The organism is Bacillus cytotoxicus NVH 391-98 (assembly GCF_000017425.1).
Classification (GTDB): Bacteria; Bacillota; Bacilli; order Bacillales; family Bacillaceae_G; genus Bacillus_A; species Bacillus_A cytotoxicus.
In genome coordinates, this window is record NC_009674.1 from 1,240,041 (window position 1) to 1,256,239 (window position 16,199).

At 35.8% G+C, this 16,199-nt stretch carries 18 protein-coding genes, 1 pseudogene and 2 riboswitches; of the genes and pseudogenes, 17 read left to right on the forward strand and 2 right to left on the reverse strand.

Annotated elements, in window-relative coordinates:
• Nucleotides 1-293: 293 nt before the first annotated feature.
• The 12 genes and pseudogenes from hisZ to BCER98_RS06135 all read left to right on the forward strand — a co-directional run bounded on the left by hisZ (nucleotide 294) and on the right by BCER98_RS06135 (nucleotide 8,371).
• Nucleotides 294-1,557: pseudogene (gene hisZ / locus BCER98_RS06090) on the forward strand (ATP phosphoribosyltransferase regulatory subunit).
• Nucleotides 1,533-2,165, forward strand: a complete 633-nt coding sequence (gene hisG, locus BCER98_RS06095) for an ATP phosphoribosyltransferase (RefSeq protein ID WP_011984206.1) — start codon at nucleotides 1,533-1,535, stop codon at nucleotides 2,163-2,165. Before hisZ ends, hisG begins: the two are co-directional and overlap by 25 nt.
• A gap of 12 nt (nucleotides 2,166-2,177) precedes the next feature.
• Nucleotides 2,178-3,461: a histidinol dehydrogenase gene (gene hisD, locus BCER98_RS06100; protein ID WP_011984207.1), complete on the forward strand. Its 1,284-nt coding sequence runs from the start codon at nucleotides 2,178-2,180 to the stop codon at nucleotides 3,459-3,461.
• On the forward strand, nucleotides 3,461-4,045 hold the full coding sequence (gene hisB / locus BCER98_RS06105) for an imidazoleglycerol-phosphate dehydratase HisB (RefSeq protein WP_041809565.1): 585 nt from the start codon (nucleotides 3,461-3,463) through the stop codon (nucleotides 4,043-4,045). Before hisD ends, hisB begins: the two co-directional genes overlap by 1 nt.
• Nucleotides 4,046-4,675 carry an imidazole glycerol phosphate synthase subunit HisH gene (gene hisH, locus BCER98_RS06110; protein WP_011984209.1) on the forward strand — a complete coding sequence of 210 codons (630 nt, stop codon included), beginning with the start codon at nucleotides 4,046-4,048 and terminating at the stop codon, nucleotides 4,673-4,675.
• Nucleotides 4,648-5,367 (forward strand): 1-(5-phosphoribosyl)-5-[(5-phosphoribosylamino)methylideneamino]imidazole-4-carboxamide isomerase, encoded by a 720-nt coding sequence (gene hisA / locus BCER98_RS06115; RefSeq protein WP_011984210.1) that lies wholly within the window; start codon nucleotides 4,648-4,650, stop codon nucleotides 5,365-5,367. Before hisH ends, hisA begins: the two co-directional genes overlap by 28 nt.
• On the forward strand, nucleotides 5,361-6,119 hold the full coding sequence (hisF, locus tag BCER98_RS06120) for an imidazole glycerol phosphate synthase subunit HisF (protein ID WP_011984211.1): 759 nt from the start codon (nucleotides 5,361-5,363) through the stop codon (nucleotides 6,117-6,119). Before hisA ends, hisF begins: the two co-directional genes overlap by 7 nt.
• Complete coding sequence (hisI, locus tag BCER98_RS06125; protein ID WP_011984212.1) at nucleotides 6,116-6,421, forward strand: phosphoribosyl-AMP cyclohydrolase; 306 nt, start codon at nucleotides 6,116-6,118, stop codon at nucleotides 6,419-6,421. Before hisF ends, hisI begins: the two co-directional genes overlap by 4 nt.
• Nucleotides 6,422-6,433: 12 nt before the next feature.
• Nucleotides 6,434-6,757, forward strand: coding sequence for a phosphoribosyl-ATP diphosphatase (gene hisE / locus BCER98_RS06130; protein WP_011984213.1), 324 nt, complete (start codon nucleotides 6,434-6,436; stop codon nucleotides 6,755-6,757).
• A gap of 141 nt (nucleotides 6,758-6,898) precedes the next feature.
• Nucleotides 6,899-7,024, forward strand: coding sequence for a hypothetical protein (locus BCER98_RS23350; protein WP_255815432.1), 126 nt, complete (start codon nucleotides 6,899-6,901; stop codon nucleotides 7,022-7,024).
• Between the two features lie 68 nt (nucleotides 7,025-7,092).
• A complete protein-coding gene (locus BCER98_RS20730) occupies nucleotides 7,093-7,254 on the forward strand; it encodes a DUF4025 domain-containing protein (protein WP_011984214.1) in 162 nt (53 codons plus the stop codon).
• A gap of 145 nt (nucleotides 7,255-7,399) precedes the next feature.
• Nucleotides 7,400-8,371: an NAD(P)-dependent oxidoreductase gene (locus tag BCER98_RS06135; protein WP_011984215.1), complete on the forward strand. Its 972-nt coding sequence runs from the start codon at nucleotides 7,400-7,402 to the stop codon at nucleotides 8,369-8,371.
• Nucleotides 8,372-8,402: 31 nt separating this feature from the next.
• Here the strand turns inward: BCER98_RS06135 and pssA are convergent, their stop codons facing one another.
• Together pssA and BCER98_RS06145 are read right to left on the reverse strand one after the other, a co-directional pair.
• Complete coding sequence (gene pssA / locus BCER98_RS06140) at nucleotides 8,403-9,110, reverse strand: CDP-diacylglycerol--serine O-phosphatidyltransferase (protein WP_011984216.1); 708 nt, start codon at nucleotides 9,108-9,110, stop codon at nucleotides 8,403-8,405.
• A 275-nt stretch (nucleotides 9,111-9,385) separates the two neighbouring features.
• Nucleotides 9,386-11,272, reverse strand: a complete 1,887-nt coding sequence (locus tag BCER98_RS06145; RefSeq protein ID WP_011984217.1) for an LTA synthase family protein — start codon at nucleotides 11,270-11,272, stop codon at nucleotides 9,386-9,388.
• A gap of 255 nt (nucleotides 11,273-11,527) precedes the next feature.
• On the opposite strand from BCER98_RS06145, the gene BCER98_RS06150 reads away from it, so the two are divergent.
• The 5 genes from BCER98_RS06150 (at nucleotide 11,528) to sat (ending at nucleotide 16,189) form a co-directional block, all read left to right on the forward strand.
• Complete coding sequence (locus BCER98_RS06150; RefSeq protein WP_011984218.1) at nucleotides 11,528-11,920, forward strand: DUF3888 domain-containing protein; 393 nt, start codon at nucleotides 11,528-11,530, stop codon at nucleotides 11,918-11,920.
• Nucleotides 11,921-12,001: 81 nt separating this feature from the next.
• Nucleotides 12,002-12,184, forward strand: a riboswitch (Lysine riboswitch).
• A 287-nt stretch (nucleotides 12,185-12,471) separates the two neighbouring features.
• Nucleotides 12,472-13,788 carry a diaminopimelate decarboxylase gene (gene lysA / locus BCER98_RS06155; protein WP_011984219.1) on the forward strand — a complete coding sequence of 439 codons (1,317 nt, stop codon included), beginning with the start codon at nucleotides 12,472-12,474 and terminating at the stop codon, nucleotides 13,786-13,788.
• A 115-nt stretch (nucleotides 13,789-13,903) separates the two neighbouring features.
• Nucleotides 13,904-14,014, forward strand: a riboswitch (SAM riboswitch).
• Nucleotides 14,015-14,083: 69 nt separating this feature from the next.
• The gene (locus tag BCER98_RS20735; protein ID WP_011984220.1) at nucleotides 14,084-14,227 is read left to right on the forward strand and encodes a YezD family protein; all 144 of its coding nucleotides are present in this window, start codon (nucleotides 14,084-14,086) and stop codon (nucleotides 14,225-14,227) included.
• An 85-nt stretch (nucleotides 14,228-14,312) separates the two neighbouring features.
• Nucleotides 14,313-15,017 carry a phosphoadenylyl-sulfate reductase gene (locus tag BCER98_RS06160; RefSeq protein ID WP_011984221.1) on the forward strand — a complete coding sequence of 235 codons (705 nt, stop codon included), beginning with the start codon at nucleotides 14,313-14,315 and terminating at the stop codon, nucleotides 15,015-15,017.
• Nucleotides 15,018-15,061: 44 nt separating this feature from the next.
• Nucleotides 15,062-16,189 carry a sulfate adenylyltransferase gene (sat, locus tag BCER98_RS06165; protein WP_011984222.1) on the forward strand — a complete coding sequence of 376 codons (1,128 nt, stop codon included), beginning with the start codon at nucleotides 15,062-15,064 and terminating at the stop codon, nucleotides 16,187-16,189.
• Nucleotides 16,190-16,199 lie beyond the last annotated feature (10 nt).

Genomic DNA, 16,199 nt, shown 5'->3' on the forward strand with positions numbered 1-16,199 from the left:
GTTATAATTGTATTTACTTTCTGAATAGTTTGTTATATAATGTGTGAAAATAAGCGGAGGAAAGGAGTAAGGATTATGTTTGCAATGAAGTGTATAAATATGCTTACAAAACTACACCATCATCCATAAAACCCTTGCTCCTAGCGTGAAAAACGTGTAGGTACAAGGGTTATTCCTGTTGTACCTACACTCTATAAAAAGAGCCTTGTAGGTATTTTTTCTACAAAGGCTCTTTTTCTTTTGTTTGTGATTGTTATGGTGAGCATATACATAAAAAGAAAGGGGGAGTTTACATGACGAAGTGGAGACGTACAAAACCAAATGGAACGAGAGATTATTTATTTGAAGAATGCACATTAATTGAAGAAACAGAACAAAAGTTAAGACGAATGTTTTTAGAAAGAGGATATGACGAAATTCGAACACCTACAATTGAATTTTATGATGTATTTTCTGTTCAAAACCGTCCGATTGATGAGGAGAAAATGTATAAATTTTTTGATGAGCAGGGGCGTATTATTGTGTTGCGACCAGATATGACCATTCCGTTAGCAAGAGTAATTGGAATGCAGGGCGGAGATTCTCCAATGAAAGTCACGTATAGTGGAAACATATTTCGAGCACATAAATCACTCTCTGGTAAATATAATGAAATGATTCAAACTGGAATTGAAATTATTGGGATTGATAATGTACGAGCTGAAATTGAATGTGTTGTTAGTGCAATTCAAGCGCTGAAAGCGGTGGGGGTACATTCTTTTACAATTGAACTCGGGCAGGTTCATCTCTATAAATGTATCGTGAAAAAGCTGTCATTTCATGAAGAAGATGAAAGAGTACTGCGCACATATATTGAAAGTAAAAATTACGTAGCACTCTCGCGTTTTATCAAAGAGAAAAATTTAGATCGCAGTGATGAAACAGTGCAGTTACTTGAAAGATTACCAAGGCTATTTGGTAAGCTTGAAGTACTTGAGGAAGCGGAAAAACATGCTTCTAATAAGGAAATGAAAGATGCAATTGCACGTGTAAAAGCAATTTATGAAATGATTAAAAAATTAGGATATGAATCCTATATATCAATCGATTTAGGAATGATTCAACATTTACACTATTATACAGGTGTTATTTTTAAAGGATATGTATGTGAAGTGGGAGAAGAAATTGTTAGTGGCGGAAGGTATGATGACTTAATTGAACATTTTGGTGAATCGATGTCAGCAGTTGGCCTCGCTATGCAAGTTAATCAAATTGTGAAAATTTTGCAGGAACAACAAGAATCTGTAAAGCAAAAACAATTAGATATGATGATCCATTATACTTTGGGGCAATTAGCAGAAGCAGAAAAACTATGGTATTTACTAAAAAAAAGATGGTTGGAAAGTGGAAGTTTCTTTATTTGAAAGTTTACAAGATACTTTTCACTTTGCTAGAAAGAAGAGCATTCAAACAGTTATTGAAGTGACAGAAACATCACTAGTGGAATATGCTTGGAAAGATAAATGGCTTAGGAAGAAGGAGGGAGAAACTACATGCGTAACGTTCAAATTGCATTAACAAAAGGAAGGCTTGAAAAGCATGTTATACCACTATTTGAACAAATCGGTATGGATTGTTCAGAGATGATGGATAAGGGAAGGAAGCTTACTTTCAAAAGTAACAATTCAAATGTTTCATTTATTTTAGTGAAGGCGGTTGATGTTGCAACCTATGTAGAACATGGAGTTGCAGATATAGGGATTGTAGGAAAAGATATTTTAATGGAGTATGAGAAAGATGTATATGAAATGATAGATTTACAGGTCGGATGTTGCAAATTGTGTATTGCATCTATTCCTGCATATGACCCGAAAAAGTATAGAAAAAAGAGAATTGCGACGAAATACCCGTCTATTACTTCAAGATATTTTTGTGATAAAGGCGAAGATGTAGAGATCATTAAAATTGAAGGCTCTGTAGAAATTGCTCCGCTTCTTGGTTTAGTAGATGCAATTGTAGATATTGTAGAAACAGGGAAAACGTTGCAAGAAAATGGCTTAATTGTATTGGAAGAGATGTATCCAATATCAGCGCGAATGATTGTAAATAAAGCTGCTTTAAAAATGAAAAAAGACGAAATATTCAACATTATAAATAAAATAGAGTGTATCGTTTCTAAAAAATAAAGGAGGGGTCATATGATTTGTAAGAACTTTATAGAAGGATTATCGAAAATAAAGTTGTTAAGAGAGCACACCTATATAATGGAAGAAACGATGCAAATACGTGTGAAGGAAATCGTTCAAAAAGTAAGAGAGAAAAGAGATACAGCACTATTTTCATATACAAAATTATTTGATGATATCCAATTAACACAGTTTCGTGTATCAAAAGAAGAAATAGAGAATGCACAGAAATCTGTTTCATCTGAATTTATAGAGGCTTTACAAGAGGCAAAGAAAAATATCATATCCTATCATGAAAAGCAAAAAAGGCAATCGATATGTGATTATGAGGCGAAGGGAATTATTCAGGGTCAACTCATCAGACCATTAGAAATAGTCGGTGTATATGTACCAGGCGGAACAGCTTCATATCCTTCCTCGGTACTTATGAATACATTGCCGGCTAAAATTGCAGGTGTTCAAAAGGTTGTTATGGTAACACCACCAGGGAGAAAGGGAGTAGACCCCTACATTTTAGTTGCCGCACAAATTGCAGGTGTAGATGAAATCTATACGGTGGGCGGTGCGCAAGCAATTGCTGCTTTAGCATATGGAACGGAATCGATTCCAAAAGTTGATAAAATAGTTGGACCAGGAAATATATATGTGGCTTTAGCAAAGAAAGAGGTATACGGAATAGTCGATATTGATATGATTGCCGGCCCTTCCGAAATTGTAGTAATTGCTGATGAAACGGGGAAAGCATCGTTTATTGCAGCAGATTTATTATCTCAAGCAGAGCATGATACGAGAGCAACTGCGATTTGTATTACAACAAGCGCAATATTAGCGTCAGAAATAGAAAGAGAGGTAAACGTGCAACTGCCAATGTTGCCAAGAAGTGAAATTGCTCGTGAAGCGATAGAGAGAAATGGAGCAATCCTTATTGTTTCTTCGTTGACAGAAGCTTTTCAACTGTCAAATGAAATAGCCCCAGAACATTTAGAGTTACATATAAAAGAACCGATGAATGCTTTACCATATATTCGGCATGCGGGTTCTATTTTTCTTGGCCCCTATGCCCCAGAGCCGCTTGGAGATTATTTCGCAGGACCGAATCATGTGTTGCCAACGAGTGGAACAGCACGCTTTTTTTCACCGTTATCAGTAGATGATTTTATTAAAAAATCTAGTTTTATTTCTTATACGAAAGCGGCATTAAAAGATGTACAGCATCATATTATCAGTCTTGCTAATAAAGAAGGATTGCATGCACATACAAGAGCTATTCAAATTCGATTTGAGGAGGAGAAATGATGCGCCGGGCAAGCCAAGAGAGACGAACAACAGAAACGAAAATTAAACTGCATTTACAGTTGGATGAAAGTGAAAATATTTCTATTCGAACTGGTGTTGGATTTTTTGATCATATGTTAACGTTGTTTGCAAAACATGGAAGATTTGGACTGCAAATTGAAGCAGTAGGCGATATGTTTGTTGATGCACATCACACTGTGGAAGATGTTGGTATTGTACTTGGGAATTGCTTGAGAGAAGTTTTGCAAAATAAAGAGGGAATGAACCGTTATGGTGCAGCATATGTGCCGATGGATGAGGCATTAGGGTTTGTTGCAATTGATATAAGCGGTAGGTCTTATCTTGTATTTCAAGGAGAACTAGTAAATCCAAAGTTAGGAGATTTTGATACAGAACTTACAGAGGAATTTTTCCGAGCAGTTGCCCACGCAGCTCATATAACATTACATGCACGCATTTTATATGGAAACAATACACATCACAAAATAGAAGCTTTATTTAAAGCATTTGGACGTGCGCTTCGAGAAGCTGTAGATAAAAATGAAAAGATTGTCGGAATCAATTCTACGAAAGGAATGTTGTGATTGATTGCAATTATAGACTATGGCATGGGAAATATTCGGAGTATAGAACAAGCATTAACATCTATTGGAGTGGAACATCTTGTGACGGATCGTCAACGAGAAATTGTAAAAAGCGATGGTGTTATTTTACCGGGTGTAGGTGCGTTTCCGAAAGCAATGGAAGCTTTAGAGGCAAAAAAACTAGTAACTGTATTACAAGAATGCGGAAAGACAGGAAAACCGCTTCTTGGCATTTGTTTAGGAATGCAGTTACTGTTTGAAAAGAGTGAAGAAATGAAAAGTTCCAATGGTCTAGGTTTGTTACCAGGGGTAGTTCGTAAGCTACAAGTTCCGTATAAAATTCCGCATATGGGATGGAATCGGTTAACAAAAACGAAAGAAATGCCAATTTGGAATAGAGTAGCAGATGGTTCGTTTGTGTATTATGTTCATTCTTATTATGCTGAATGTCCAAATGATATGATTTGTGGTACGAGTGAATATGGAATTTCTGTTCCAGGGCTTGTTGCAAAAGGAAATATATTTGGAGCGCAATTTCATCCTGAAAAGAGTGGGGAAATCGGAATACAAATGCTTGCAAATTTCAAAGGAGTGGTGAAACAATGGAAATCCTCCCAGCTATCGATTTAAAAGAAGGACGATGTGTTCGGCTTTATCAAGGAGAGTTCAACAAAGAAACAGTTGTGAATGAACATCCAGTTGCACAAGCGATGATATTTGAAAAAATGGGAGCGAACAGGCTACATATTGTTGACTTAGATGGTGCAGTCTTGGGAAAATCAGCAAACTTATCTACCATTGAAGATATATGTAAAGCTGTTCGGATTTCGGTGCAAGCTGGCGGGGGGATTCGATCGCTTTCAGCTGTTGAAATGTTGCTATCAATAGGGGTAGAAAAAGTGATTTTAGGAACAGCTGCTTTGCATAATCGCTCATTTTTAGAAGAAGTAATTCGTCTATATGGAGAGAAGATTATTGTTGGAATTGATGCCAAAAATGGCTATGTGGCGACAAGAGGATGGCTTGATATGTCGGAAATTTCTTACATTGAACTCGCGAAACAAATGGAAGCAGTAGGCGTACAAACAATTATTTTTACTGATATTTCGAAAGATGGAACGCTTATGGGCCCCAATTTTGCGCAACTGCAATTGTTACAAGAAGAAGTATCGCTTCGTATTATCGCTTCAGGCGGCATTTCTTCATTGCAAGATGTAGAACAATTACAGGCAATGAATATGTACGGTGTGATTATTGGAAAAGCGCTGTACGAAAAAACAATGGATCTACAAGAAGTATTGCGGGTGACAAAGTCATGTTAGCAAAGCGAATTATTCCCTGCTTAGATGTGAAAGCGGGCCGCGTTGTGAAGGGAGTCAATTTTATCGGATTACAAGATATAGGAGACCCTGTTGAAATAGCTGCTTTGTATAATCAAGCGGGTGCAGATGAAATTGTTTTTTTAGATATTACAGCCACATATGAAGAGAGAAAAACAATTGTGGATGTTGTTGAAAAAACAGCTTCGAAAGTGTTTATTCCATTAACAGTTGGAGGCGGTATTTCTACAGTTAAAGATATATATACATTGTTAAGAGCAGGTGCTGATAAAGTTTCACTGAATTCAGCCGCTGTGAAAAATCCATTATTCATTCAAGAAGGAGCAGAGCACTTTGGTTCCCAATGTATTGTCGTCGCAATTGATGCAAGAAAAGTAGAAGAAGACAAATGGCACGTATATGTAAACGGTGGAAGAACGGATACAGGAATTGATGCGGTTCATTGGGCGAAACAAGTGGCTGAACTTGGGGCAGGGGAAATTTTATTAACAAGCATGGATGCCGATGGAACGAAAGATGGGTATAATCTTCGTTTAACAGACATCATTTCTGCAAATGTCTCCATACCTGTTATTGCTTCAGGTGGATGTGGAAGTGCTAATCATATTGTTGAAGTATTTGCGCATACATCTGTAAATGCAGCGCTAGCAGCATCCATTTTTCATTATGGAGAATGCACAGTACAGGAAGTAAAACAAAAATTACAATATGCAGGTATTGAGGTGAGAATATGAGACCTAATTTTTCTAAAGGATTATTACCTGCTATTGTTATAAATGAGGAGACAAAAGAAGTTTTAATGCTAGCTTATATGAATGAAGAGGCATATGAAAAGACGTTAAAAACAAAAAAAACATGGTTTTATTCCCGTTCGCGGCAAACACTTTGGAATAAAGGAGCAACATCGGGCCATGTACAACATGTGAAATCACTTTATTTAGATTGTGATCAAGATGCTATTGTGATAACAGTGAATCAAGTAGGAGTGGCCTGCCATACAGGTGAAAAAACATGTTTTCATCATAAAATAATCTAGGGAGATTTGAACATGGAGAAAGTACTAAAATCATTATTTGAAACGATTGAAAATCGAAAACAAAGCCCGCTGCAGGGTTCATATACAAATTATTTATTAACAAAAGGAGCAGACAAAATTTTAAAGAAAATAGGAGAGGAATGTACGGAAGTTGTCATTGCTGCGAAAAACGATAATAAAGAAGAGATTGTTAAAGAGATGGTGGATGTATTGTATCACTGTTTCGTTTTATTAGTAGCAAAAAATATTTCATTAGAAGAAATTGAAAAAGAAGTGAGAGAAAGAACAGGGAAGATATCAAAGACAGAAGAGCGGAAAGAGATTGATACATTGTAGGGAGGAAGGGAAATACATGACAGTTGATTATCACCTCTCCCCTTTATTTATCTCGCTATTTTAGGGCTCATAATCAGTGGGGGGATGAAGAAAGCCCCCACTGATTAAAGTTTCACTTTATAAATTTTAATGTAGCAACAAGTGACGATCGCAATTTCATCAGGTGCACACTATCCAAATGATTTAGGACGGTGCGGGGATGGCGACATTTCAGAAGCGAGTAAGAGTGATGAAGTGAATCGAAGAGCAGTAAAACAGCTTGAATAAAAAATGATTTTGTGATGAAAACCTCTCTTTTTGTTCACACTATAAAAGAATGAAAAGGAGGGTTTTTTATGCCAAAACAACAAAATCAAAAGATAAAAGGTATGAATGAAAGCTATACTTCTCAAACAAATGAAGAAGTTGATTCTGTTATTCAAGAACAAATTAGCGATACGGTAGCTGAAGGAACAATCGATGCGAAACTTCAGAAACAATCAAATGAAGCACAGTAAAAAAAGAGGAGAACGATTCGTCTCCTCTTTTCTTTGAAAAAGTGTCGATGTTCTAAACGATAATCAAATTTCTTGGCTTTTTTCATATATATTTTTTACAATAAATGAAGAAGTGTTCATTTTTGAAATAGAAGAGGTGCTTATTTTGGCAAAAATATTAGTAGCAGGTAAAGTTCCAGAAATCGGATTACAATTATTAAAAGAACATGATGTAGAAATGTATGATGGAGAAGAATTAATCTCTGCCCAGGAATTAACAAAGCGTGTCCAAGATAAAGATGCTTTATTAAGTTTGTTGTCTACGAAAGTGACAAAAGAGGTCATTGATGCAGCGCCGAATTTAAAAATTGTAGCAAACTACGGTGCTGGATACGACAATATCGCTTATGAATATGCAGCGGAAAAGGGGATTCTTGTTACGAACACGCCGAAAGTGTCTACAGAAGCGACAGCAGAATTAACATTTGCACTTTTACTAGCAGCAGCAAGAAGAATTCCAGAAGGTGATACGTTATGCCGTACAACAGGATTTAATGGCTGGGCTCCACTATTCTTTCTCGGAAGAGAAGTATATGGGAAAACAATTGGAATTATCGGTCTTGGAGAAATTGGAAAAGCGGTTGCGAAACGCGCAAAAGCATTTGGCATGAATGTGCTTTATACAGGACCAAATCGAAAACAAGAAGCTGAGCGAGAATTAGATGCTACATATGTATCGCTAGAACAATTATTACAAACAGCAGACTTTATTACAATTAACTGTTCGTATAACAAAAGTTTGCACCACATGATAGATGAAGAACAATTTAAAATGATGAAAAAAACGGCGTATCTTATTAATGCAGCTCGAGGTCCAATTATAAATGAGTTAGCGCTTGTTCATGCATTAGAAAGAAATGAGATTGAAGGAGCAGCTCTTGATGTATTTGAATTTGAACCGAAAATTACAGAGCAATTAAAAGGACTAAAAAACGTTGTTCTTACTCCTCATGTTGGAAATGCAACATTTGAAACAAGAGACGCTATGGCGGAAATGACAGTGCGAAATATTTTAGCTGTATTAAAAGGAGAAGAAGCACTAACACCTGTAAATTCAAAAATATTGGTAACAAAATAAGAGAAGTCTTCCTCAATGAGGAAGACTTCTCTTATTTTGTTTTGTTAGCTTTTTTTTTATGAGACGGTCTCTGTCGAATAAATTGGGATAACATATACAAAATATAAAGAGGGATGGCAATAAATAGAAAAACAGAAATATTACCAAAGCTTGTTTTATACATTGTATAAATAATACCAATTAAAAATAATGTAATAATGATACTATAGCGCGGAATTGGTACATCTTTAAGACTTGGGATACGAATGCGGCTCACCATTAAAAATGCAAACGTTACAAATACTGTAATAAGAACAATTTTAGGAATGGTATGCGAGAACAATGTTAAGAAAGCAACAAGTCCTCCCGCAGCAGTAATTGGAACACCAGTGAAATACTTCATAGAGGTAGATGATGGTGTCACGTTAAATCGAGCTAAACGATATGCTCCGAAAAGAGGAAATAGCCCAGCTATGTATAGTCCGATAATCCCATAATTTGAAAAAGATGTATAGTACATTAAAACAGCAGGTGCAGCCCCAAATGTCACAACATCTGCTAATGAATCAAGTTCTTTTCCGAGTTGTGAATCGACACGTAATAAACGAGCAATTCGACCATCAAGACTATCTAGCATCATCCCGATGAGTACTAAAATAGCAGCTGATTTATAATAACCTAAAGATGCATAGCCGATTGACAAAAATCCACTATATAAATTTCCGAGCGTAAATAAGTTTGGAATTGCTGCCCTATACAAAATATGATCCCTTGCTTTCTGTTATAAATTCTTAATTAGTGTATGAAAGTTTACTCATTTTATCATACCATAAATTTCTTTCTCATACGAAAAAAATTCTCAAATTGTGAAAGGTTTTACAACAAAATATATGAAACATTATATTATAAAATGATGTTGTTAAAAAGAGGGAATTTTCTATATATATATGACTGTTTCATCCGTTCCAGCAATGAAACAGAAAAGCCCATGCCGTTTTTGTTTTAGCATGGGCAAAACTAAGCACTTTTCCAAAGTTATTCAAATTGTGTCGTCATAGTTCCTGTTTTATATTGATTATTAGAATCAAAGCGTAGTAAGTCACCATAAATGATCTTATCTGAGTAATTTAATTCTGTTTTTGCTTTTTCAAGATATGGCTGACAAAATGAGAGATCAGTCGGTTCACCAGTGCTTTTTTTGTAGCATATATTTTTTGTATAAATGTAGTCATTTGTTACAAAACTACCGTCCCGCATAATCATAAGTGGATTTGTGTTGTTTAGAAATAAATCGGTACCAAATTCGATTGATTTCTTTGTTTTTATACCAAGTAAATGTAGTAAAGTTGGTTTTAAATCAATCTGACCTGAAACTTTAGAAATTACTTTTCCTTTTTGGCCTGGTATATGAATAATGAGTGGGACACGTTGCAATTGCATAGAATCAAAAGGTGTGATAGCATCCCTTCCAAGGAAATGAGCCATTGCTGCATTATGATTTTCTGAAATGCCATAATGATCTCCATAAATGACAATAATAGAATTATCATATAGTCCTTCTTCTTTTAAACGATTAATAAATAGTTTAATAGCTTCATCCGTATAACGAACGGTTGGGAAATAACGATTGAGAACACCGCTTTCAGAATGATATTCACTAATATATTGGTCTTCTGGATTTAAAAGAAACGGAAAATGATTTGTAAGAGTAATAAATTTCGTATAAAAAGGCTGCGGTAAAGATTTTAACTTTGAAATAGATTGTTCAAAGAATTCCTTATCTTTTAATCCCCAACCGACAGACATTTGTTCCGTTCCTACATAATCATTTAAATGAAAATAACGATCGTATCCAAGCGCTGGATACATGATGTCACGATTCCAAAATGTTTTATCATTTGAATGGAAGACAGCAGAATAATAACCATATTTTTTTAGTTGTTCTGGAGTTGCTGTATACTCATTTGTCGCATGAGTAAAGAAGACAGAACCACGATCTAATGGATAAAGTGAATTCTCAACGATAAATTCTGCATCCGATGTTTTACCTTGTCCAGTTTGATGATAAAAGTTATCAAAATAGTAACTATCTGTGATGAAACGATTTAAAAACGGAGTAATTTCTTTCCCGTTAATTTTTTTGTTAATAACAAAATTTTGCGTAGACTCCATGGAAATTAAAATGACATTTTTTCCTTTTGCGATACCGAACAATTCTTTATCAAATCCTGCATCTTTTGTGTCTACATAGTTTTTAATTTCAGAAAAGCCATCTCCGCTCGCAAATACACGCTCGGCAGAATTTTTCGATTGAAGTGTAATATCAAATACATGATATGTGTATAATCCTAAATTTTTAACGACTGTTTGTCGATCAAAAGATCTTGAGAACAACTGTGGTTTATAAATGATAGATACAATGAGCTGTAATGCTAATAAAGCTGTAATACTACCGAAAAAGGTTCTCTTTTCTGTTTTTGATAACGGTGTTGTATTGCAAAACTTCGGAAACTTACGTGAAAGAAACATTAAGATGATTACATCTGCAAATAAAAGTAATGTTTTATACGTAAAGAGTTCTTTAATACTTGTTCCTAAATCAGCCATATTATTCGTTTGGAATAAAACAGGAAATGTAACAAAATCATTATAAAACCCGTAAAACATTGCATTCCCAAATAAAATAAAGGAAAAAATAAAGCTGATTCCAATAATAAGTCGATTTCGATATTTCGATGCAAGCAGTGCAAACCCAAAGAATAATAGTAAAGAAGCTAGCGGGTTGAACAAGAGCATGATTTCTTCAAAGAAATTATCAATTTTAATATCGAAAGCTAGCTTGTACACAATATATGTTTTTATCCATAATAAAACGACTGCGACAAGCGCAAATCGTAATTTTGGAAACAAGTGTTGCAGCATATAGTATACTCCTTTCCTATGTTTATGACAGTTCTTGTAATTGTACTTTGCTAAGTAGAAGCTTCACTTTATATATACGAACAGCCTTATATGGTTATGATTATTGTACTATGTGTACCATTATACGAGAAGAGAAAAGAATTGTGGATGCTTTTTGTGAGAATCGATTAGAACAAGAGAAGTGGGAGATAATAAAATGAAATGACAATCATGCAAAGAACGGAATCAAACATTGCATGAGAATGGGAGGATATCATGAAAAAAATAATTTATTTCGTACTATGTAGTATCTGCATTGTATGTTCTTTTCCTAGATCAGCTGCGGCTCAATACGATGCTCCTTTGCTGGAAGATGCTCTTTACTCAGTATTGTTTCCACAAATAAACGCTGCAATGGAAAAGCATTATGGAAAATTAAAGCCGTATGATTGCCCGAAAATCGTTAGCTTAAAAAAACTTTATAGCGGTACATATGTATTTCAAGCAGTCATTGAAGTAACGAAATATGAACCAGGCACAGGGGGAGAAAAAGTGCCTCCTTTTGAGAAAGTTAACGTCACTTTTAATAATGAAGAAGGGGAGTGGAACGTAACAAAGGTGGAGGTAAAGCGTTTATCAGATCATACAAAAATAAATTGTAAAAAATAGTTTGACAAATAAATTATCTCTTTGGTATTGTTAATAGCAACATAAGATGTTTGACAAATAAATAGACTTACCTCATCTATTCTCAAAGGTAGAGGCCGCGATAGGAAAGAGTAAACTATAGGAGATTGAGTGGAATCGTTGATTATAGTCTGAAAGGGACTGTCGCCGAAATATAAGAATAACCACATTATTCATATATTGGGACTATGTTGAATAAATGTAGTACTGTCATAAGATTTATTTTTATGGAGAGCTATTTGGAGATGTTGATGCGGTTTCTTATTTGAGAAGATAACAACTTGTTTATTTTTTCAATATGTATAATTTCTAATAAGAAACGCGTGTGAACATTGTTCCGCGCGTTTTTTCTTTATCCTGCATAATTCTCCCCCGCCTTAAGATTTCGAGAAGAATAAGGGGGATTGGTGAGGGCTCACAATCAGTAGGGGAGGAAGAACTCCTACTGATTAAAGTTTTACTTTATCTAAAAGCGTGACAATGAATAGAAGATTGGGGTTATGAGTTTTAGAGAAAATAAGGGAGGAATTTACATGTATTTACACGGCACGAGCCGGATTAATGAACAAGGACACTTAGAAATTGGAGGGTGCGATACAACGCAGTTGGCGAAACGATATGGGACACCGCTTTATGTATATGATGAAACTGCAATTAGGGAAAATTGTCGTGCGTTTCACCATGCTTTTCAAAAAAGCGGGTTCTCTTATCAAGTAGCATATGCAAGTAAAGCGTTCTTGTGCATGGAGATGTGCCGAGTAGCATTAGAGGAAAATATGTCTTTAGATGTTGTTTCGGGCGGGGAGTTATATACCGCTTTACAAGCAGGATTTCCAGCATCACGCATTCATTTTCATGGGAATAATAAAACAGAAGAAGAAATGAGAATGGCGCTAGAAGCAAATATTGGATGTTTTGTAGTAGATAACTTTTTTGAATTAGAAGTATTACATGATTTAGCGGAGCAGTATAAAAAAATGGTGAATATATTGATTCGTGTCACACCTGGTGTAGAGGCGCATACACATGAATATATTACAACAGGCCAAGATGATTCGAAATTTGGTTTTGGTGTTTCAAACGGGCAAGCACTGCACGCTATGGAACGTGCATTAGAAAAAACAAATTATAATGTGTTAGGTATACATTCGCATATTGGTTCGCAAATTTTTGAAACAGCAGGTTTTATTCGTGCGATTGAAGTATTACATCATTTTTTAGAAGGAGTAAAAACAAAAACAGGTTATACAATTTCGGTGCTGAATGTAGGGGGGGGATTTGGTATTCGTTATACGGAATCGGATACACCACTTACTCTTGAGGCGTATGTGCAAGCTGTAACAGATGCGGTAAGAGAGCGATTTACAGCATGTGAGTATCCACTTCCGGAAATATGGATTGAACCTGGTCGCAGTATTGTTGGTGATGCAGGAACAACAATTTATACAGTAGGCGCAATAAAAAATATTCCTGGTATTCGTAAATATGTTTCAGTCGATGGGGGAATGACAGATAATTTAAGGCCTGCATTATATGGTGCACGCTATGAAGCGATGCTTGCAAACCGTGCAAATGTAGCAAACGAAGAAGTTGTCTCAATTGCAGGGAAATGTTGTGAGAGCGGAGATATGTTAATATGGGATGTTTATCTTCCGCAAGTAGTCTCTTCAGATCTATTAGCGGTGTCTTGTACAGGTGCATACGGGTATTCTATGGCAAATAATTATAATCGGATTCGTAGGCCAGCCGTTGTATTTGCGAAAGATGGAACATCTCAAGTGGTAGTGGAGCGCGAGTCGTATGAAAATATAATTGGGAACGATCGCATACGTATAAAAGAGCTCGTTTAAAATAAAAAGGAGTTGTTCAAAAGGGAACAATTCCTTTTTTAAATAAAAAAATATAAAATATATCGGAAAACTAGGATTGAAAAAAATCAGAATTATGATACAATACGAATTACAAAGCTTATCAAGAGAAGCGGAGGGAACTGGCCCTATGAAGCTCAGCAACCTGCTCATAGCAGTAGCAAGGTGCTAAGTCCAGCAAAATGGCATCCATTTTGAAAGATAAGGTAACATATATTACCGAACAGTCTTTTCGAAATGGAAAAGATTTTTTTATGAATAAAAAGGGGGACTGTTCGTGGGAGTGCGTGGACATTTTGATGAAGTAGCTGAAAAGATTCAAGCGATGCTTGCTGATATGAAATATGGTTCTGTTACAATTGTTGTGCAAGATGGAAAAGTGATTCAATTAGAAAAAAGTGAAAAGGTACGCTTGAAATAAAAGCGCTGACTAGAAAAACTAGAGGCGGTTTTAATCTATTTTATTGGATTAAAACCGTCTTTTTGCTTTTTATAGGGGGAAAAACATGTTGACATATGAAACGTGGGAAGAAGACAGTATGTCTTTTTCTGAGAGAGATGAAACGAAAGGGGCGTTAGCTGTATTAGAGTGGGCGTATAAACAATATAATGATGAAATTGTATATGCGTGCAGCTTTGGGGTAGAAGGGATGGTTCTTTTACATCTTATCAATGAAGTAAATCCATTTGCTCAAGTTGTCTTTTTAGATACAAATGTTCATTTTTGCGAAACGTATGCGCTAATTGAGCGAGTGCGTCAACGATTTCCAAAGTTGAATATTATTGAGAAACAACCCGGACTGACGCTCGAAGAACAAGAGGATAAGTATGGAAAAGATTTATGGGAACATAATCCTAATCTTTGTTGTAAGCTTCGGAAAATTTTACCTCTTGAAGAATTGTTAGCGAATAAAAATGCATGGATTTCAGGATTAAGAAGGGAACAATCTGAGACGAGGAAGCATACAAAATTTATAAATCAAGATCATCGCTTTCAATCGATTAAAATTTGTCCGCTTATTCATTGGACATGGAAAGAAGTGTGGCGTTATGTGTATAAACATAATTTGCCATACAACCCATTACATGACGTTGGTTATCCAAGTATAGGTTGTGAGAAATGTACATTACCTGTAGGCAAATATGGAAGTTCAAGGGATGGCCGGTGGGCTGGATCGGTGAAAACGGAATGTGGACTTCATGACCAATGAAGTTTTTAGTGATCTGAAATAGAGAAAAGAAGGAGTATAGAAACATGACTGCAACAAATTTTTTAGTAAATCGTATTGATGAAACATATGATACAGCAAATATTGTACAAGAAATTGAACTAGACAGCATCGCTTTAAGTGACTTGGAACTGCTTGCAACAGGAGGATATAGTCCGCTTATCGGTTTTCTAGGAGAAGAAGAGTATCAATCTGTTGTAGAAACCATGCGATTAACAGATGGAAGTATATGGAGTATTCCAATTACACTTCCAGTAACAGAAGAAAAAGCAGAACAATTACAGGTAGGAGAAGAAGCTCTGCTCGTAAAAGATGGCGTCACATATGGGGTCATTCAAATAGAAGATATTTTCACGCCAAATAAGGAAAAAGAGGCATTATTTGTATATAAAACGACTGAAGATGCTCATCCAGGAGTGAAAAAATTATATGAACGTGCAAATGTGTATGTAGGAGGCGCAATTACAATTGTAAAGCGGGTTGAGCATAAGAAGTTTGCTTCTTATTATCTAGATCCAAGTGAAACGCGTGAAATCTTTGAAAAGCGAGGTTGGAAAACAGTCGTCGGTTTTCAAACGAGAAATCCAGTTCATCGAGCGCATGAGTATATTCAAAAATCAGCACTTGAAATTGTAGATGGTTTGTTTTTGAATCCGCTTGTTGGAGAAACGAAATCAGATGATATTCCAGCGGATGTAAGAATGGAAAGTTATGAAGTGCTTTTGAAACATTATTATCCAAACGATCGTGTTTTCTTAGGAGTGTTTCCTGCCGCAATGCGTTATGCAGGACCGAGGGAGGCAATATTTCATGCATTAGTTAGGCGAAACTTTGGATGTACGCATTTCATTGTAGGACGCGATCATGCTGGAGTAGGAAATTATTATGGTACGTACGAAGCGCAGGAGATTTTTAAACTTTTCACAGTAGAAGAGCTAGGAATTACGCCACTCTTTTTTGAACATAGCTTTTACTGCAAGAAATGCGAGGCGATGGCTTCAACAAAAACATGTCCGCATGGAAAAGAAGATCATGTCATTTTATCGGGGACGAAAGTAAGAGAAATGCTAAGGGATGGTGACGTTCCGCCAAGTACGTTTAGCCGGAAGGAAGTCATTGAAGTATTAATTCGTGGTTTACAAAAAGCACGGTAACAGAATAAGG